The following is a 19641-nucleotide window of genomic DNA, read 5'->3' as shown; positions in this document are numbered from 1 at the left end:
CTCAATTAGATGACAAATAATAAGGAGTGCAAGAAGTCAGTGTGGTAAATTTTGGACGTGTTTTCACCGCGATGATTACGCCGTTTAAAGCCAACGGTGATGTGAATTATGATGTGGCTGAAAAATTAGCGGTTTATTTGGCAGAAAATGGCACCGATACGGTGTTGGTATGCGGCACCACAGGGGAGTCTCCGACTTTAACTCGGGCAGAAGAATTTGAATTATTTCGCGTGGTTAAAAATGCTGTAGCAGGAAAAGCTAAGGTTCTGGTGGGTACTGGGTCAAACTCCACTCGTGAGGCGATCTCGGCCACTGAAGAAGCGGCTAAACTGGGAATTGACGGGTCTTTGCAAGTGGTTCCTTATTACAATAAACCCCCACAAGAAGGACTCTATCAGCATTTTGCGGCGGTGGCGGCTGCTTGTCCCGAACTGCCCTTAATTCTGTACAACATTCCGGGAAGAACGGGTCAAAATATGACCCCAGAAACCGTGGCTCGTTTAGCAGAAATTCCTAATATTGTGGGGATTAAAGAAGCTAGTGGGAATTTGGATCAAGCAAGTCAAATTCGCCGCTTAACTTCCCCGGAATTTGCGATTTATTCAGGAGATGATTCTCTCACTTTGCCCCTGATGTCCATTGGGGGGAAAGGGGTTATTAGTGTAGCGGCTCATCTCGTGGGCAACCAATTACAAGAGATGGTGCAAGCTTTTGAAAAGGGTGAAGTTCAACGCGCTGCGGAAATTGATCGAACTCTATATCCATTGTTTAAAACGTTATTTTTGACGACGAATCCCATTCCGGTAAAAATGGCTTTAAAACTCCAAGGCTGGGATGTGGGTTCGACTCGTTTACCTTTGTGCGATCCGCCAGAGGAAATTACCCAAAAATTAGCCGCAGTGATGAAGGAACTGAATCTACTTTAGCTATGTTTTAGCTATGTTTTAGCTATGTTTTAGCTATGTTGTAGTTATGTTGTAGCTATGTTGTAGCTATGTTGTAGCTATGTTGTAGCTATGTTGTAGCTATGGACAATTCTGGACAATATTAACTGGACAATATTAAATAGCTGTCTAAAGTGTTTAGAAGATATGAAGTCTGACGGCTGAGGCTCAGGCTTCATGTTTCCTTATTGATACTTTTCTAATGAACATCTATTTACCTTTTTTCTGAAATTTCTGAAAAACCTAGAAACCTAATTAAAAATGAGTAAGAACAATAACTCAAGTGCCGCCCTAAAAATTATACCTTTAGGCGGACTTCATGAAATTGGCAAGAATACTTGCGTCTTTGAGTACAAAGATGAAATTATTTTGTTAGATGCCGGTTTAGCGTTTCCTACGGATGGGATGCACGGCGTTAACATTGTTTTACCCGATATGACTTATTTGCGAGAAAATCGCCATAAGATCAAGGGGATGATTGTGACTCACGGCCATGAGGATCATATTGGGGGGATTGCTTTTCATTTAAAGCAATTTGATATTCCGGTGATCTATGGGCCACGATTGGCGATGAGTTTGTTAGAAGGAAAATTAGAAGAAGCCGGGGTGAGCGATCGCACTGAGTTGCGATCTATTCGACCCCGGGATATTGTCCGCATTGGCAAATCTTTCTTAGTTGAATATATCCGCAATACCCACTCAATTGTGGATAGTTTTACGGTGGCGATTCATACCCCATTGGGCGTGGTGATTCATACGGGTGACTTTAAAATCGATCACACCCCCGTAGATGGTCAACCGTTTGATTTGCAAAAATTGGCGGAACATGGGGAAAAGGGTGTGCTTTGTTTAATTAGTGATTCAACTAACGCCGAAGTTCCGGGCTTTACTCCGTCGGAAAGTTCCGTTTATCCGAATTTAGACCGAATTTTTGCTCAAGCTGCGGGACGGTTATTAGTCACTACTTTTGCTTCCTCGGTACACCGATTGAATATTGTTTTGCAGTTAGCCCAGAAGCATGGTCGGACTGTCTCGGTGGTGGGGCGATCGATGTTAAATGTGATTGCCCATGCCCGGAATTTGGGATATATCAAATGTGAAGATAGTCTATTTCAACCTTTGCATGGGATTCGGAATTTACCGGATCATCAGGTGTTGATTTTAACCACCGGATCTCAAGGAGAACCGATGTCAGCCTTAAATCGCATCGCCAACGGCGAACACCGCAAAATCAAAATTCGTTCTGGGGATACGGTGGTCTTTTCGGCCAACCCCATTCCCGGTAATACGATCGCGGTGGTTAATACCATTGATAAACTGATGCAGCAAGGTGCGAACGTGATTTATGGCCGAGATAAAGGAATTCACGTTTCTGGTCACGGCTGTCAGGAAGACCAGAAGTTAATGATTGCCCTGACTCGTCCGAAATTTTTCTTGCCGGTGCATGGGGAATATCGGATGCTGGTTAAGCACGCACAAACTGCGCAAAGTATGGGGATTCCCCCAGAAAATATGGTGATTATCAACAATGGCGATGTGGTGGAACTGACGGAAGATTCTATTGGCATTGTTGATAAAGTCCCTTCGGGAATTGAACTGGTGGATTCTTCCCGTGTGGGTGTGGTCAAAGATAATGTGCTCAAGGAACGGCAACAGTTAGCGGAAGATGGTGTAGTGACTGTGGCAGCGGCGATCGGCTGGAATGGATCCTTGGTTGCTCAACCGGAGGTTCATTTGCGCGGGGTCGTTTCTTCCCTGGAACATTCTCATCTTCAGGTTTGGGTACAAGACAAGATTGAAGAACTTCTGAGCAGTCACTGGAGTGATTTTGCCGAATCTTTTGATGATGGCAATGTGGACGTTGACTGGGAAGGTCTGCGGGTTCAGGTGGAACGAGAACTGGTTCGCCAATTGCGTCGCAAATTCCAAAGTAATCCTTTGTTGGTGTTCTTGATGCAAACTCCCCAAGAACCTCCGGTGAAAACGACAACCGGACGGCGCCGTACCCGCAGTGCGGCGAAAGTGGCTTCTTAGTCTTTCTGACTAGCTTGCATTAGTAGCAAAAGTAGTAGGGTGGGCAAAAACATTTGCCCACCCTACATTGATTTTTATTGAAATGTTTTTCCCCACCCTACATTTATCTTTATTGACGATAGGCAATTCGCAGGCTTTGAACTAAGAGAAGAAATGATGTGGCGGCGATTAAACTGCCCCAAAACCAATAAGGTAATAAGAGTTGTTCGGCGATTTGACCTGTGTCAGAAAGCATATTTCGACCGCCAATGGTGACGCTATGAGTAAATAAGTAGTCAAGTTGATGGAAGGTACTGATACAGGCTTGTGTACCGAGGAATTGAATGGCAAATCCTTGTAACCATTTGGGGCTTTTCAGGGCAATGATAAGGATGGTGATTCCGAGTAAAGAAATGGCGATGATGCCAAATAGCGATCGCACCCATAAAAATACGGAAAGGAGAAGTATTCCCCCTAAAAATATCAGACTATAATGGGCGTGCCGAAATTTCCTACTAGCGATAATAAACAATGCTCCAGCAATGGGCGGCCCCATGAGTCCAGCGGCAGCAACTAAAGCCCGACCAATTGGGCCTAGAAATAATTTTCCGCTATGTTGAGCTAGTCCACTGCCGTTCTGGTAGAGGACTAATTTTTGAAAGTTCCCTCCGAGTATAATTGCGGCTAAACCATGCCCCATTTCGTGAAACCATGTGGCTAAAATTGTGAAGGGGTATAAAATATAATTCCCCCAGGGAAATTGCCATAATACGACTGTGGTGATCGCGGCAATAATTAACCAACTTAAGCCCATTTTTTCTACGGTATTTGGTGATATGCTTTTTCCAGAAACTGGGTCTGGGATATCCGAGAAGTTTTTCATTGAAGATACCTAATCACTGTATTTCGTTTAATATCTTTATTTTAATCAATTATTCTAATCAATACCCAAAAAAACACGCCCTGATTTTTCTGGAGCAACACCACGACTAAACAGCGATTAAACAGGGACTAAACAGCGAGCGGTTCTAATATATGGATTATAATATAATCTTAGGACAACAAACAACCAACAGAAACCAATAGGGAACAACCCACCGGGAATGGTAAACAAACAACAAAGAACCAACAACCAATAACAAATCAACCCTAATTTTGAGTATTTTCACTGATTGTCGGTGCGGACTCTAGTTGTAAGGTACTGATTAGGGTTGGTTGGGTGGTATTTTGTGCCGCTCGCTGGTTGAAATTGCTTTGAGATGTAGAGTTGACTGATAAAAATAAATGTAAAGATAACGTGATGGTGGCGGCGAGTAATAGTTTTCTGAGCATATTTGTGATCCTTCCTGGTATAGTCAACAATGGGATTGCCTATATCTGTATAATCAAGGATTTTTGAGCCACCGTGGGCGATCGCTATCTCTGAAAATGGTGATATATTCAGAGAAGTTTTGTGACGGCGATCGCCGATGGTTTGAGTTGACAATGGATATGGGTGCCAAAATGCGCTAAAACATCAACTGGAGAATACTTAAACCCAGAGAAGTAATGGTCTGGAGGACATTGCTCCCGCCCTGTTTGGGGGGATTTTCCACCAATTCAATCTGAGCTAATAACTGTTGGCTGGTTTCAAAGGCTTGGACGTTATTTTGCGCGGCAAATAATTGGGAGGCGATTTCTGCATCTGCCCGGGCTGGTTGGGTTTTGCCCATTTGTAATTGCACAATGCTTCGAGCTAAATAAGCGGGGGCAAACTCCTCATTAAGTGCCAAAGCTTGGTTAAAAAAGTCAATGGCTTTGGGCAGGTTGTTTTGTTGGGCAGCAGTAACGCCCCAGTTATAAACATCTTCAACTTTTAAGAACGCTGCTGGGGTGCCAATCGCCCCCTGTAAGTTGGCCCCGTTTAACTGAGCATCGGTTAAATCCGCGTCTGCTAGGTAAGCCCCTCGGAGATCCGCGCCTCGGAGATCCGCGCCTTTAAAATTGGCGCCACTGAGATCGGCGCCGAAAAAAGAGGTGCCTCGGAGATCGGCGCCGCTAAAGTCCGCATAACTTAAGATGGCTCGACTGAGGTTGGCACGAGTTAAAATGGCTTGGCTGAGGTTGGCGTTGGGTAAGTTGGCCATGACCAAACCGGCCCCACTGAGATCGCAGCCAGGACATTGTTTGGTGGAAAGGAGTTGGCGGGTGTGCTGAAAGTTTTCGGCGGTGGCGACGGGAGCGAAACAAAGGGTACTGAGTACCGCTAGGGGGATGATATTTGTTATCTTCATAAGACCTGCCATCAGTATCAGCGATAGGTTGATTTAGTAGGGGTATATTTTCAAATTATAGTGATCGCAATAGCGATCACACTTCCAGGGCTAACCGATTTGCACCGATTTGCTAGAATTGGTGGCAATTTGCGTGTGCGGTAGCAATCCGCTTTTGGAAAATAACGGAAAATTTATTAGAGATTTATTGAATACTGGCTATGATTGGACAAACTTTGCGATCGCGCTACAAAATAATTCAGGAATTGCTATCGGCTGTTCGGCAGAAAGTTTATCTGGCTGAGGATACCTTGGCAGAACAGCCCCTACCGCCTAAGTATATCGTCAGGCAGTTTCTCGTGGAAACTATGCAAAAAGAAATCGGGCGGTTATTCCGGGAAGCGGTGGGAGAAATTTTTCAATTAGCGAACTATCACAGTCAAATTCCCGATATTATCGATTATTTTGAGGACGATCGCAGCTTGTATCTGGTGGAAGAGGCGATCGAGGGTCATCCTTTGAGTCAGGAGGTGACGGTTGGTCGGCAGTGGTCAGAAGCGGATACGATCGAACTGCTCAAAGAGATTTTGGAATTAGTGGCACTGCTACATCAGCAAAAAGTGATTCATTTGAATCTTTGTCCAGAGAATGTTTGGCGTCGCCAAAGTGATGGCAAACTGATTTTGACGAATTTTGGTAATATTGAGCGGGTCAGTACCCTGGTTTTAGATGAGTTTTGGCAAGCTACTAGCCGCGCACCTGTGGGCATTGCTGGTTATATGCCCAGCGAGCAATATCTGGGGGTGCCAAAATTGGCCAGCGATCTTTATGCGGTGGGTGCGATCGCGATTTTTGCCCTGACAGGGATACCGCCGTATCAATTGCCCAAAGACCCAGATACGTTAGAAATTGTTTGGCGCGATCGGACACAGGTACAGGTGAGTGAAGCCCTGGTCAAGTTTTTGAATAAATTGATCTGCTATGACTTTAATCGGCGCTATCTGAATGCAGAGGAAGCGTTAGAAGCGCTGATGATGACAGTGCCTCAAGCACAACCGAGGGTTTCCCCGTTGCCGGTGCAAGTGGATCAAGCTTATGGTTATCAAGACCGTTACGGCAAACTGGTGATTCAGCCAGAATTTAATCTAGCTTATGAATTTGTCGGCGGTTTGGCAGCGGTTAAAGTTGGGAAAAAATGGGGCTATATTAACGAGGAAGCCACTTTTGTGATTTCGCCAAAGTTCGATCAGGCTTCAACTTTTAGTGAAGGATTAGCCAGAGTTCAAATAGGTAGTAAATATGGCTATATTAATCGCTCTGGGGAGATGGCGATTTCACCACAATTTTCTCAAGCGATGAACTTCCATGAAGGGTTAGCGGCAGTGGCGATTAATGACCAATGGCATTATATTGATAAAACTGGCAATATTGTGATTTCTCCTCCGGGCGATCGCCAGGTAGTATCGGGCTGGGCTAGTCATTTTTCCGGGGGTCTGGCTCGCTTCAAGACCATATTTTTCGGGGGTGGGCATCGTTATGGGTTTATTGACAAAACTGGTCAAGTGGCAATTTCCCCAGAATTTGAGGAAGCCAGCCACTTTTCTCAGGGTTTAGCCCGGGTAAAAATCGGTTACAAATGGGGTTTTATTGACAAAAAAGGTCAAATTGCTATTGCTCTAGAATTTGATCAAGCCGATGATTTTTATGGGGGTTTCGCGGCAATTAACCAATTTAATAAGTGGGGATTAATTAACCAGATTGGTCAATTAATTATTGAGCCTAAGTATGATAAAATTGGTAAATTTTCTGAGCATTTATGTCCTGTGAAAATGGGCTATAAATGGGGTTATATTGATGTGAGCGATCGCTTTGTGATTCCCCCGCAATATGATTTGGCTTTTCCCTTTATCAATGGTTTGGCTTTAGTTAATTTATCCGGCAACCGTGGGTATATTGATAAGATGGGTAATTTTATCAAACGTTGATCGATCGTTAATCCATCAGCGTTTGGCGGATGGGGGTTGCGTTCCTGGTCATGCGGGGAGGGGTCAGCAGTCGTTGACCCCGACTGCCCTCGTCTCCGTAAATACTCGCAACAAAAGTAACAAAAAATTAAGCGATCGCCCATTGGCGATATTTTTTTTTACAATATAAGTAAATTTACAGACAAGTCCAGGAATTGTGAGACAAAGTAGAAACGATTTGCCGAATTCTGGAATCTGTCGTTTATTTTTCCATCAGTAAAACTCCTCAATTGCAGCACCAAAATTATGGATACCCAAAATCGCACAGCGCAGAAAGCCAAGCCTCCCACCCCTGGAAGAATTCCCCCACCGCCGCCCCCGAAAGCCCCGCCACCGGCGCCTGTGCCCGGTAAAGGGATTCCAGAACAAGGCCATCACTCTGGTTTAATTAGGCAAAAAGCCGCCCAATTAAAACAGCAAACCTCGGAAAAGTTAATTGAGCCGATGGTGAGAAGTGCTTATGAACAAAAAGTATCGGATATTCATATTCGTGTCGGCGAAGTGCCTAGGTTTCGGATTAACGGCGAAATGATTCGCGCCGATAATTTTCCGGTGGTGACTCCAGAACTGTTGGAAAAATATCTGCAAGAGATTCTCACTCCGGCACAGCGAAAAAAATTTGACGAAAACCAAGAAATAGATGCCGCCATTTATTATCCGGGTTTGGTCAGATGTCGGATTAATTGTTTTCAAACCCTCAATGGTGGGGCGATCGTCTTACGATTGATTACTTTGCATATTCCCTCAATCGACCAATTGAGATTACCGCCGGTTTTGAAGAAAATCATTAGTATTCACCAAGGTTTAATTCTGGTTACTGGGCCGACTGGTTCGGGGAAATCTACGACTTTGGCGGCGATGATGCGTTATTTAAACGAAACCATCTATAAGCACGTCATTACCATTGAAGATCCGATCGAATATGTTCACTCCTCTCACACCTGTTTGATTAGTCAACGAGAAGTGGGGATGCATACTCAAGATTTTCACGTAAGTTTACGGGCAGCTTTACGGGAAGATCCAGATGTGATTCTGATTGGGGAAATGCGCGATCGCATCACCGTTAATATTGCCCTACAAGCGGCGCAAACAGGTCACTTAGTCTTGGGCACTTTGCACACCCGCAGTGCGATTAATTCGGTGAACCGTTTATTAAACCTTTTTCCCCCTGAAGAAGAACACGCCATGCGGATTCAAATTGTGGAATCTTTAATGGCGGTAGTCTCTCAGGTTTTGGTGCCCACTGCTGACGGAGGACGCATCGCCGTTCACGATATTTTAATCAATACACCGGCCATGCAAGATTACTTAATGAAAGGGGAAGAAGAGAATGCTTTCTTATTAATGCAAAGCGATACCCATGAAGGAATGCAAACCATGAATCAGGCATTATATCGCACTCTGATGAAAGCACTGATTACCGAAGAACAGGCTAAGAAAGCATCGCCGGATCCGACAGAATTGGATCGTCTGATTCGTACCGGAGGCTTTGAAGCCCACAACTCTCCCCGTGATTTTGAAGGTAGATATGAAGCTAAATTTTAATTAGTTTGGTTATTCTTGGTGGTTGGTTATGGCTTATTCGTTGTTGGAGGTTGGCAGAGGAATAAAAAATTACGAATAACCTATTTTAGAGCAAGAATCTGGTTATATTCCCTGAATTATTCATAGCGATCTATCGCCCATATATTTCCTGAGAGTTTTACTCATTACAAAGACACAAATAACCCAGAGATGAAAATCCACTTTTTCTTTGTGTTATTCGTGTCTTTGTGGTCAATAATCAATTTTGCTTTTATCGAGTGGCGTAGGTTTTCATCGGTTCTTTGATAAACCGGATATAGAGATGTTTGAAGGTCGATCTCACCACACGGGGTAAACCAAAGTCAATGGGGATTAAATTATCCGGGAGTTTCCAATCGGTAATTTTTAAAGTATCAGGATGTTCTAAGGGAAAATGAATGTCCGCTAATTCGGGACATAATCCTAGTCGTTGAGATGCGGTAATGGTGGGGATTATGTTTGGGTCAACATTGACGATTTCAATTAAGGCGCGATCGCAGGCAAATACATCGGGAGAAGCGGCTAAAACCCCTAATTCCCTGGGTTCGCCGCCACTTGGCCCATTTCCTTCATGGCCAATAATTGCGTCCACAATGGTTAAATCAGGGGCGATCACCCGCGCTGTTTCCACTAACATAAGGCCGAAATGGTTGGCATCTTTTCCTGCTTCCATGTGCCACCAAGCTTTCATTTTTCCCGGTACACAACCAAACAGATTCTTGACTCCCATTGTCATGGTTAATTGAGCATGGGATTTGATTTTAGGTAAATTAATCACCACGTCCGCTTCCATTGCCTGTTTTGATAAGCGTAAATGGTTAAATTCTTCGCTGACTGTTTGATAGCGTTTGCCGTTAAATTCCACAATGGGAATATTTAACTCTTCCAGTAAAGGTAAATAACCATTTGCTTCAGCCACTCCCTTAGCGCTGCCAAAAGCTGGACTATCTCCCATAAACGGTTTTCCCCCCACCGCTTGCACCATTTTGGCCACACAATAGACCATTTCCCCACGGGTGACACATTCTTTGGTGGGTCGAGCTCCGGTGAGTAAATTGGGCTTTAATAAGACGCGATCGCCTGGTTTCACAAAAGCACCCATGCCCCCCAATGGTTCGAGCAAGGTTTCTAGAGAAGCTGACAAGGTTTCTATTTGATAGGAATTGGCTCGAATTAAACTGACTGTGGACATAAGTAATCGTTTGGATAAGTTTATTTAGGGGTTTCTCTGCAATTAATTTCCCCAAGGTGGGGAGATAAGTCTTAATTCTAACACGGGATTTTTGGATTCGGCCAAATTCTAATTTTCCATCTAATTTAATCTCATTTAAAGTCTAATTACCCGATAAAGATATGGGATCGTGATAATTTGGACTATATCCTGGTAAAACTTTTACCGTTTTTTGGGCGATTCTTAAAGTCAGAGACAGACGCACTTTGCCACTGGTGTTATAAACAGAACGATGCACCAAATTATCCGTAAATACAATAAAATTACCGGGTTTTAATACCACGGGTATTGCTTTTTCTTTAACGGCATTAGGAACATTAAAAAAATGATTGCCGCTAAATGGATCGGTGACTTGAATTTTACATTGATCTAATTCTATTTTGGGAATATATTCAAAGCCATTCCTTTCGGTGACATCGGTTAATGCAATATAAATATTAATGCTTTTTCCTTCCCCGGACAGTAAATTTGGATAAATATCTCGATGCCAAAATGGGATGAGTTGACGGGAGGGATAATTAACCCATAACTCCGAACGCCATAGGTGAAAATTTTCGCCGAGATATTTTTTCAATACCGCCAGTAAGTTGTCGTCTTTACACAAGTCCAATATTGGCGGACTGTCTAAGTGTCTTTCCATGTAAAATTGCCGCTTATAACATTGGACTAACAGCAACATTAGGGAGCCAAATTGTAAGCGTAACAGCGATTTTAATCCTTGAATTAGTAAAAGTTTGACAGGCGGTTTGGGCAAGACTTTTTTCAGAATATGCTGAGAAATCTGCGCTATTTGCTCTTGAGTTAAATTGAGGGCATAAGGCCCCCAAATTTCATCGGTGCCATCATAATAAATTTGCTTGGGTTCTTGCTTGGGTTTTTGCTTGGGTTCTTGCTTGGTTTCAACCGTTGGCATCCCGCCAGTCCAGGATAAACTTTTTTCCCATAGTTCTTGACATAAATTATGGTTTTGGGCTAAGGGTGGCCAAGGTATTTCGGCGCCGTTTTGATCGAAAAATTTCCCGGTAATGGATGCAAATTCTGGAGAGGTGGCACAGAGTAAGCTACTATAAGCACCTTTTTCTGGACTAATTCCCACACCTAAGTATTTACTCAATTGATGACCAATGGTAATATTGGATTGGACATATCCCGGATGCACCGCATTGACGTTAATGTTGGTGAATTTTTGCGCGATTTGTTGGGTTAAGAGTAATAAACAAAGTTTAGACTGATTATATAATTCGATAAAATTAAATGGGGTTGGTTTAACAAATAAATCCCATTGGATTCGAGTCGGTTTTAAGGCTAAATCTGAGGATACCATGACCAGCCGACTAGGGGCGGATTGTTGTAATTTTTCCAATAGTAAGTAAGTTAGCAAAAAGTGCCCTAAGTAGTTGGTTCCCCAAATTACCTCAAATCCTTCTTCCGTGACGCCTCTGCCGTTGAATATTCCGGCATTGTTGACTAAAATATTTAAGGGTAAGTTTTTGTCTAAAAAGAGTTGAACACAGTGACGGACTGATTCTAGTGAGGCTAGATTTAACGGTAAGTATTCGATGTTTGGGTTGTCGGTTTTTTCCCGGATATAGGCGATCGCTTTTGCGGCTTTTTTTGCAGAACGACAAGCAATGAAGACATGATGGCCTAGTTGGGCTAATCCCACCGCTGTCATTAAGCCAACCCCTGAATTTCCCCCGGTAATAATAGATACTTGCATAAGTTAATTTTTCTGATTCTGTGACTTTATGAGTGGATGAATGATTTGATGTTCCCTTGATGTTCTCTCAGCGATCGCGCTACCACTCCCGAAATTGCGGCCAATAATAGCCAACCGAGAATGTTAATCCGGGAGTCAAAGAGAGGGACATCTAATACATGAAATAAGATACAGCCGATAAAGGTGATGAGGTAACTAAAGAAAATTAATCGATCTTGGAAAAAGGGAATTACTTTACTTTCGCTGTCCGAATCGATCGACCAATTACGCAATAATAATATGCCTTGGGCTACGACCCAAGCAACTATACCAGATAATAATAAGGTGGCGGGAATGCCGGTTTCCGCAGACAGCATTAAGAATAAGTTGTGGGGATGTCCCATATAGACTTGGGTTTGGGCTTCGTAGAGTGGGGGAAAACTGCGTAATCCCCAGCCCGTTAAGGGCTTTTCTAAGGTCATGTTTCCGGCAAATTTCCATTGAGTGATGCGTAAAGTCCCTATGTGGCGATCGGGAAACAGGTCGTCGTTGATTCTAGCCCAAAAGTAAGCGGGGACGATCGCCCTTAACCATCCCTGGATTGGGTTTGGGCCAAAGGCTGCACCCAGTATGGCGGTGACAACGGCGGCGACCACGCCTAGGATCCAGCGCCAGCCTTGGTACAGGGCAAAGGCAATTAGGGCAAGGAGGGCGATCGCCCAACCATTGCGCGAGTTAGTCAAAATCAGGGCAATGCCATTTCCCAATATTGCCAGGGTTAAAAATAGCCAGCGCATCCACATTTGACTCGCGTCTTCTGTGGAGTTCAAGTTCACCACTCTGACAATTCGGGGATCGCGGGGATCTCTGACCATTTCTTGTTGGGTAGGTATTTGCTGCCGCTGTTTGAGGGCTTGGGTTTCTTCAATCCAGAGTCCGAGTCCTAAAATAAACGGAATTAAAAAGTAACTGGCTAAAACATTGGCATAAGCAAATACGGAAGCCATGCGACCGGGGGGCGTCCCCATTGGTGCGATCGGCCAATCAATAATTAGCCCTAATTTTACCGGGCCAGTCCAGCCCCAAAATAGCTGACCAAAGCCAATTATTACTACGGGAATTGAGCCAATTAACAAAATCCAGGCCATGCGTCGCAATTGTTGCGGGGTTTGAATTAGTACGGTGAAGGCAGCAAAAAAGGCAAAGAAAGGTAAAAAATTAAATAAGCCTAGCAATGCGGCGATTTTATCTGCCGCTAAAGTCGCACTGATGACTAGGAGTGCGGCTAAGAGTGCGAAGCCTTGATTAATTTTGCTTTGGTGGATTTGTTGGGGGTAGTTTTTCCAAGTTCCCCCTAGGGCGAATAATAGAGAAATCCCCGCGAGTAAAGGACTCATGGGTAATAAAAGTAACCCGAATTGGGCTATGTTCCACCATCGTTGCAAACGGGGGTCAGGATGTGGTTGTAATAGTTTCATGCAACAAGACTGTCCGTATAAAAAAAAGCGATTCTACCGCCGCAGACATCGCACTATCCTAATATTTTTTTTACCTCATTGAGTACCTCAGCTAAAAAAGGAGCATCTGATTTAATTACATTATCCTCACTGCCATCATGTTTATGATGAGGAAAGGTAGGAAGATTTAATTTGCGATGGTGTTCCGTATTGTCATAGCGAAAAATTAGGTCCTTCTGTGAATTCATATATTGATAACTATACATTTTTCTATCGATGGATATTTCCGTATAGACAAATTCTCGGAAATACAAGAAAGAATTATCTGGAAAATCAATTTTTCCTCGAATGAAACCTTCATACATTCCTCTTCGATCGCAGTCTAGATTAAATATTTTGACGATTGCCGATGATGCAAGTAACATCTGAACTTGCTGAAAATAATCTTCAATTAACAAAATCAATTTCCTCTATCGACTCTTTGGTTTGTTGTAAATGGGTCAGCATTCGATATTCTCCGATCCATTCATCAAAGTCAAAACTATGGGGTAATTCATCATTGTTAAACCGGGTGATAAATTCCTCGGTGGATAATTGATATTTGGTTTCAAATTCCTGAAGCCGTTTTTGGGTAGCTTTTATTCCGGCGTTTACACTTTGTAGTCTTTCTGATAAAGCACTTTGAATAATTCGTTTGAGTGATTCTGGATTTTTTGCTCTTAGTTTGAGTTCAGCCATGATTTTTTTCTCCTGATGCTGTGAATTTGACTATTTTTTACTGGGGGATTAGTTACTGATTTTTGATTTTATCAGGCGATCGCTTGCTAATTTGGCAATAATAGCAAGCAAAAATTAATTCCGCAACCTGTTACGAAGCGGCATATAGGGGCTATGTATTTAGCAATTTATTCAACGATGAATCGAATGGGTCAAACCAGGAATTTCTACATTGTCATCGACTCTCGCAAACTCATTAAAAAGTTCAAAAAATAAATCTAGGGCTTGACGCTCGTCCTGTGAGAAAAATAAAATTATTTTGTCCCAAGATTGGCTAGATGTAATCTTAAATTTTTCTTGAATCCAAGGGTCAAAATTGGCAAACTGTTTCTCTTGCTCCGTTTCGACTTCTCCAAGTTGATGCCGCGCAAAAAAATAACCTGCTAAGAAACTTTGTAAGTGGGTAATTGATGGTTGTCCCAGATACATGGCAGGCCGTTTTTCAATCTTGCGGATGATATCGTATAAATCTAGCATAAACTATCTCCTTAAAAATCGATTTCTGTAATTTGAAACTCGCCGCCTAAATCCTGAATAGGACTATATAAGTTATTCATCCAGTCCGAACGGGAAATTCCTTCAGGGTGAATGTTGTCAAAAATCAGTTCTTGACTGTTGATTTCAACAGCGATCGCCATGTGCCTTCCGTTGGTTGAAATATTTTTTTGAAGGCGCTCGTGATAAATGTTGCCGAAGGGTTTTTTGCTGCTACCTGTGTAAATGCTGACAATTTTACCATGAATATTTTGAGAAAGGAGAAATTTCTCAATGGCTGTTGCACATTGGATGCATTCAAAGAGTTGAAAGCACTCGGCGATCGCCGTAATTTTTTGACGAAGTACCAAATCTGACACATTATTGTAATGGTTGTTTTCTTTATTCATTCAACCAGAATAAGTCTGTATTTTAATTAGGCTTTTACCCAAAGAAGCGATCGCTTTCTCAAAGGGCGCGATCGCCTTCATCCCATCACCATTAAGGGATTATTTAAGGGTTTATTTAAGGGATTATTTAAGCTAATTCCCAACATTCAGTCCGGGTCAGGCGAATTTGGGCTAAAGCAAAAATTGTGGGGATAATTCGCCCATAATTAGTGGCGATCGCCCGCCAACCTAAATCGGCTAAAAACCAAGTCCATAAAGCGGGGCCTAAAAACGCAAACACACTCCGAACTGCCCCATAACGTCCAGCAGTTAAGGCCATTCCTCGGCGGGCCGTATGTAAAGTTACATAGTTTTGCAACTGAGTTGCGGCGATGGTTCCGCCGCGAACTAGGGCTTGTTTGGCAATTTGATATTTGGCAAATTGAATGGCAAATTGACGGGCAATTTGTTGCAAAAGCATGGGCTTAATTAAAGAATTTACCGCCAACGCGCAACCGCCTTTGACGAATATGCCCAACGGATCTTTTTGTACTGCTAAAGGCAATGGTTGAGAAAAGTTACTACTGGCAAGCGATCGCTGAATTCTGAGGGTTAAAGACTTTTGTTCGCTTTCCGGTAACTGTTTCCAAGCCCGTCCCATTAAATGTAGGAAAACTTCCGCTTCTAAATCCGTGGTCGAAAGTTTTGGCGAATAAGAAATATTCAAATATTTACAAACTTGAATTAGGGCTTGGCGATAAGTAAATTGATGGGTTTCACCCCTCAGTACCGTAAAGCCATCAGCGGCCAAAAATCTAAATCGCTGTTCGATCGCATCCAACCAAACTGCGCGATCGCGGCTTTGAATGTCCAGGGGGTGTGGGGTTTGCACATAATCCAGGGGATTAAACTTGGGGCGGAATAGAATATCGGTCAATTGTTTTAATTCTTCTTCTGTCGCCAACTCTAGCACTGTTCTTAGTTCATCCAACTTTAGCCACCTCCCTTGATTTTTCTACCTAAATTTAATCCAATTAATCTAGGCAGGTTATTATATATGATTATTTTACGACGGGCATTTTTGGTTAAATTTTAGCAAATTTTTCGCAAATTTACCGCTCGCATTGAGCATAACGGCTCAACAGAGTCAGATAATTGCCTCGGATCGCCCTTTGATGACGATCGATGAATTCACAATAAATTAACATATTGATTGTTACTAAAAACATCCAGGATATCTAGGAAAACTTTCATGTTTGATGTCGCAGTGATTGGCGCGGGAATGGCGGGTTTAACCTGTGCCCAGCAGTTACAACAACTCGGATATCAGGTGGTGGTTCTAGAAAAATCTCGTGGGGTCGGTGGTCGAGTGGCGACTCGCCGATTACCAGAGACTCGCGCCGATCATGGGGCGCGGTTTCTCAAGCCAAACACTGATTTGTTACATCAATTGGTGATGGTGTTATCAAGTCATCACATTGTGCAGCCTTGGACCGATCGCTTGTACCAATTCAATCCCGACAATGGGGAATTAATCGCCGATTCTAATTGGTGTCCTTATTATATCGCCCCAGAAGGGATGAATGCCGTGGGGAAATTTCTGGGGACGGGCTTGAATATTTGCTTCAGCGGACGAGTAGAAAAGATTTATCCCGATAGAAATAATCTCATCTGGCAAATTACCCTGGAAGCGACATCAGAGTTAGAGTCAACGGAAGTAGCAGCGCGAACTCTGGTGATGGCCATTCCTGCGCCCCAAGCTTTGACGCTTTTGGAACCAGAAGCCACGGGAGTTTCTTCGGCAGTGCTTGACAAAGTGCGATCGGTGGAATTTGACCCTTGTATCGCGGTCATGGCTGGCTATCCCGCCGCCAGACAACAAGATTTAGCCCAACAAAATCCGGTTTGGCGGGGTTTATTCTTTCCCCCAAATGACCCCCTCGCTTGGATCGCTTGGGATAGCAGCAAACGCAAGGGGGCAAAACAACCTGTATTTGTCCTGCATAGTAGCGCCGAATTTGCCCAAAATTATTTAGAGGCGACGGATTTACAACCCGCAGGCGATTCCGCGAAAGCGGATCGCTGCGCGAATCGAATGTTAGACCGGGCGGCGGAATGCACAATTCCCTGGTTAAATGCCCCGGAATGGGTGCAAATTCACCGTTGGCGTTATGCTTTTTGTCGCCGTCCTTTACCGGAAGAAATCTTAATTGCCGATAGTCCGTTACCGTTAGTTTGTGCCGGTGATTGGTGTGGGGGAAATCAAATCGAAGGGGCGTTACGTTCTGGTTTTGAAGCTGCCCGGTGGATCAATGGACAATTGCAGGAATTTCCCCTGCCACCTTTGGCTAGTTTTTGGCATAGAATTGCCGGATAATTACCGCGATTCGGCTAAAAAGAGGATGCTAATGAGAGAGGAGAGAGAAAAGAGGAAATTAGATATAAAGATAACCAAGAAACCCGATTTCTCTCCTCAAAAATTATATCCCTTTATTTCTGCTATCTAATTTATCGGTGTTCTCTGTGTCTCTGTGGTAAATTTTATGATAATGAAATAATAGCTTGATTTTTTATTCAATACATGATAAGCTATTGTTAGAAAAATCGGCAAAGCACTCAATAAAATATGTCTAGTATTAATACCGGAATTGAATGGACTGATCGCACCTGGAACCCCACCACGGGATGTACTAAAATTAGTCCAGGTTGCACCCATTGTTATGCGGAAGCCCTGACAAAAAGGTTTCATACGAATTTCCCTAATGGGTTTAATGTAACTCTCTATCCAGAGCGGTTAACCGAACCCTTAAAGTGGCGCAAACCTAGTCGAATATTTGTGAATTCTATGAGCGATTTGTTTCACGAAGATATTCCTCTAGATTTTATCCAAGAGGTGTTTCAAGTCATAGAAAAAACTCCTTGGCATATTTATCAAATCTTAACTAAAAGACACGAGCGTTTACGGTCACTTGCCCCAAAGTTAAACTGGCATGAAAATATCTGGATGGGAGTATCTGTGGAGAATCAGAATTATGTGCAACGGGTGGATTATTTGCGACAAGTCCCGGCTAATGTGCGCTTTCTTTCCTGCGAACCACTCTTAGGGCCATTAGATTTAGATTTAACGGATATTCATTGGGTGATTGTGGGGGGTGAGTCGGGCAATAAACACCGACCAATGGAATCAGAATGGGTGGAAAATATCCGCGATCGATGTCAAGAAGCTGGGGTGGCATTTTTCTTTAAGCAGTGGGGCGGTAGAACTCCAAAAGCCAATGGCAGATTATTAGATGATAAAATTTGGGACGAAATGCCAGAAGCGTGGAAAAAACACCGTCAGAGTTGGGAAAACGTCCCGTTTAAATCTAGGCAAGTTGATAAAAACAAATATCTAAAGTATAAAGTTAATATTTTTGATAAATTATAAAAATAAAAAATAGTCACTGATAGAGTGAATGATGAATAACTCAACAGCGATCGCTCAACTAAATCCTATCGATAAAAAATATTTGATTAATTTTTTAGAGCAATTAAATCAGCTATATCGCCAAACCAAATCAGAACGAAAGCAATTAGCGACTATCTCTACAACTGATGAAGAATTTACAGCTTTAGAAGAAATTGAACTGTTAACCGTCGAACTGCGGGGATATGCCAGTCAACTTGAAGCTAGAGGTGGAATTGAAAATGCAGAACAGGTAATAAATAAATTGCGAATTATGCGGATTTTTGCAGTTCCGGTCATTGCTAAGTTATATTTCGAGGCTGAAGAATATAACTTGATTAAATCTTATATTCGGATGTTAGATTACCTGCGGTTACTCATTCTGGAATATCTACAATAGGAATGAGTTAAAAAATAGCAAGAAACCGGGTTTCTTTTTTGCCTCCCACAGTTATCTGTGATTTCCCGAAAATCAACCCGGTTTCTGTATTTGGATGCTGACGGGGTTTTTCCTCTTCTTGAACCCATGCTTGTTTAAGATTTTATGCTTTAATCATCATCCACCAGGATGTCGTCATCATCATCATCATCATATTTGCCATCATTCTCAATCAGTTCGGCAATTTCTTCCTCAGAGTCCAGCAGACTTTCATCAGTTTCACTGGTTCTATCCATCAATCGACCGCTTCTTTCCAACCAATCTAAAATAGAAGTCTCATATTCTAAAGGAATCACATCCGCGATTTGATAACGCGGTGTTTGAGTTAGGGAAGGGTTGTTTATAGGTGTTAGATATTCTGGTGATTGTTGTGGAATAGAATAAGTCTGTGTTGGTTGAGGTTGACGATTAACAGTTGCTTCAGGTTGTTCAGGTTCCGAATCGATCGCCTCAGTTTCCATAGAATCTTCTGGTTTAGTTTCCGAATCGATCGCCTCAGTTTCCGTTTCCGGTTCATCCGGGGATTCTGATTCTGCTGATTCTTCTGATAGAAAATCTTCTGATTCAGATTCCGAATCGATCGCCTCAGTTTCAGTTTCCGGTTCATCCGGGGATTCTGATTCTGCTGATTCTTCTGATAGAAAATCTTCTGATTCTGGTTCCGAATCAATTGCCTCAGTTTCAGTTTCCGGTTCATCCGGGGATTCTGATTCTGCTGATTCTTCTGATAGAAAATCTTCTGATTCTGGTTCCGAATCGATCGCCTCAGTTTCCGTTTCCGGTTCATCCGGGGATTCTGATTTTGCTGATTCTAAAGAATCTTCTGATTCAGTTTCCGAATCGATCGCCTCAGTTTCAGTTTCCGGTTCATCCGGGGATTCTGATTCTGCTGATTCTTCTGATAGAAAATCTTCTGATTCAGATTCCGAATCGA

The 19641-nt window shown here is 42.9% G+C and carries 19 protein-coding genes; 7 read left to right on the top strand and 12 right to left on the bottom strand.

Going from position 1 to position 19641, the window contains the following annotated elements; all coding sequences use genetic code 11:
• Positions 1 to 41: 41 nt before the first annotated feature.
• Together dapA and AM228_RS25470 are read left to right on the top strand one after the other, a co-directional pair.
• Entirely contained in the window at positions 42 to 926 is an 885-nt protein-coding gene (gene dapA / locus AM228_RS25475) for a 4-hydroxy-tetrahydrodipicolinate synthase (protein ID WP_054469737.1), read from the top strand.
• A gap of 279 nt (positions 927 to 1205) precedes the next feature.
• Complete coding sequence (locus AM228_RS25470) at positions 1206 to 2978, top strand: ribonuclease J (protein ID WP_054469728.1); 1773 nt, start codon at positions 1206 to 1208, stop codon at positions 2976 to 2978.
• 109 nt (positions 2979 to 3087) lie between these two features.
• On the opposite strand, the gene AM228_RS25465 is transcribed toward AM228_RS25470, so the two are convergent.
• The 3 genes from AM228_RS25465 to AM228_RS25455 all read right to left on the bottom strand — a co-directional run bounded on the left by AM228_RS25465 (position 3088) and on the right by AM228_RS25455 (position 5230).
• A complete protein-coding gene (locus AM228_RS25465) occupies positions 3088 to 3840 on the bottom strand; it encodes a M50 family metallopeptidase (RefSeq protein ID WP_054469727.1) in 753 nt (250 codons plus the stop codon).
• 266 nt (positions 3841 to 4106) lie between these two features.
• Complete coding sequence (locus AM228_RS25460) at positions 4107 to 4289, bottom strand: hypothetical protein (protein ID WP_054469726.1); 183 nt, start codon at positions 4287 to 4289, stop codon at positions 4107 to 4109.
• A gap of 176 nt (positions 4290 to 4465) precedes the next feature.
• On the bottom strand, positions 4466 to 5230 hold the full coding sequence (locus AM228_RS25455; protein WP_054469725.1) for a pentapeptide repeat-containing protein: 765 nt from the start codon (positions 5228 to 5230) through the stop codon (positions 4466 to 4468).
• A gap of 200 nt (positions 5231 to 5430) precedes the next feature.
• Between AM228_RS25455 and AM228_RS25450 the strand changes: the two genes are divergently transcribed.
• Positions 5431 to 7194 carry a WG repeat-containing protein gene (locus tag AM228_RS25450; protein ID WP_054469724.1) on the top strand — a complete coding sequence of 588 codons (1764 nt, stop codon included), beginning with the start codon at positions 5431 to 5433 and terminating at the stop codon, positions 7192 to 7194.
• A gap of 285 nt (positions 7195 to 7479) precedes the next feature.
• Positions 7480 to 8778, top strand: coding sequence for a type IV pilus twitching motility protein PilT (locus AM228_RS25445; protein WP_054469723.1), 1299 nt, complete (start codon positions 7480 to 7482; stop codon positions 8776 to 8778).
• A gap of 250 nt (positions 8779 to 9028) precedes the next feature.
• Here the strand turns inward: AM228_RS25445 and AM228_RS25440 are convergent, their stop codons facing one another.
• The 8 genes from AM228_RS25440 to AM228_RS25405 form a co-directional block, all read right to left on the bottom strand.
• Entirely contained in the window at positions 9029 to 9988 is a 960-nt protein-coding gene (locus tag AM228_RS25440) for a DUF362 domain-containing protein (protein ID WP_054469722.1), read from the bottom strand.
• Between the two features lie 142 nt (positions 9989 to 10130).
• The gene (locus AM228_RS25435) at positions 10131 to 11747 is read right to left on the bottom strand and encodes an SDR family NAD(P)-dependent oxidoreductase (RefSeq protein WP_054469721.1); all 1617 of its coding nucleotides are present in this window, start codon (positions 11745 to 11747) and stop codon (positions 10131 to 10133) included.
• A gap of 26 nt (positions 11748 to 11773) precedes the next feature.
• Positions 11774 to 13204: an O-antigen ligase gene (locus tag AM228_RS25430; protein ID WP_054469720.1), complete on the bottom strand. Its 1431-nt coding sequence runs from the start codon at positions 13202 to 13204 to the stop codon at positions 11774 to 11776.
• Positions 13205 to 13257: 53 nt separating this feature from the next.
• Positions 13258 to 13647 (bottom strand): DUF6516 family protein, encoded by a 390-nt coding sequence (locus tag AM228_RS25425; RefSeq protein WP_197285412.1) that lies wholly within the window; start codon positions 13645 to 13647, stop codon positions 13258 to 13260.
• Positions 13631 to 13921, bottom strand: a complete 291-nt coding sequence (locus AM228_RS25420) for a hypothetical protein (protein WP_054469718.1) — start codon at positions 13919 to 13921, stop codon at positions 13631 to 13633. Before AM228_RS25420 ends, AM228_RS25425 begins: the two co-directional genes overlap by 17 nt.
• Positions 13922 to 14092: 171 nt before the next feature.
• Positions 14093 to 14437, bottom strand: coding sequence for a hypothetical protein (locus AM228_RS25415; protein WP_054469717.1), 345 nt, complete (start codon positions 14435 to 14437; stop codon positions 14093 to 14095).
• An 11-nt stretch (positions 14438 to 14448) separates the two neighbouring features.
• Positions 14449 to 14844 carry a papain fold toxin domain-containing protein gene (locus AM228_RS25410; protein WP_054469716.1) on the bottom strand — a complete coding sequence of 132 codons (396 nt, stop codon included), beginning with the start codon at positions 14842 to 14844 and terminating at the stop codon, positions 14449 to 14451.
• 127 nt (positions 14845 to 14971) lie between these two features.
• Entirely contained in the window at positions 14972 to 15814 is an 843-nt protein-coding gene (locus tag AM228_RS25405; protein WP_054469715.1) for a YaaW family protein, read from the bottom strand.
• A gap of 261 nt (positions 15815 to 16075) precedes the next feature.
• Between AM228_RS25405 and AM228_RS25400 the strand changes: the two genes are divergently transcribed.
• The 3 genes from AM228_RS25400 to AM228_RS25390 all read left to right on the top strand — a co-directional run bounded on the left by AM228_RS25400 (position 16076) and on the right by AM228_RS25390 (position 18668).
• On the top strand, positions 16076 to 17200 hold the full coding sequence (locus AM228_RS25400; RefSeq protein ID WP_054469714.1) for an NAD(P)/FAD-dependent oxidoreductase: 1125 nt from the start codon (positions 16076 to 16078) through the stop codon (positions 17198 to 17200).
• A 249-nt stretch (positions 17201 to 17449) separates the two neighbouring features.
• Positions 17450 to 18250 carry a DUF5131 family protein gene (locus AM228_RS25395; RefSeq protein WP_054469713.1) on the top strand — a complete coding sequence of 267 codons (801 nt, stop codon included), beginning with the start codon at positions 17450 to 17452 and terminating at the stop codon, positions 18248 to 18250.
• Positions 18251 to 18278: 28 nt separating this feature from the next.
• Positions 18279 to 18668, top strand: a complete 390-nt coding sequence (locus tag AM228_RS25390; RefSeq protein WP_231636946.1) for a hypothetical protein — start codon at positions 18279 to 18281, stop codon at positions 18666 to 18668.
• Positions 18669 to 18817: 149 nt separating this feature from the next.
• Here AM228_RS25390 and AM228_RS35710 read toward each other — a convergent pair.
• Positions 18818 to 19641: DUF3134 family protein (locus AM228_RS35710; protein WP_231636945.1), on the bottom strand; the 824-nt coding region annotated here is incomplete at its 5' end.

The organism is Planktothricoides sp. SR001 (genome assembly GCF_001276715.1).
In the GTDB taxonomy this organism is placed as follows: domain Bacteria; phylum Cyanobacteriota; class Cyanobacteriia; order Cyanobacteriales; family Laspinemataceae; genus Planktothricoides; species Planktothricoides raciborskii.
Note: the sequence above shows the minus strand (reverse complement) of the source record. Positions and strands in the feature narration are given on the sequence as shown.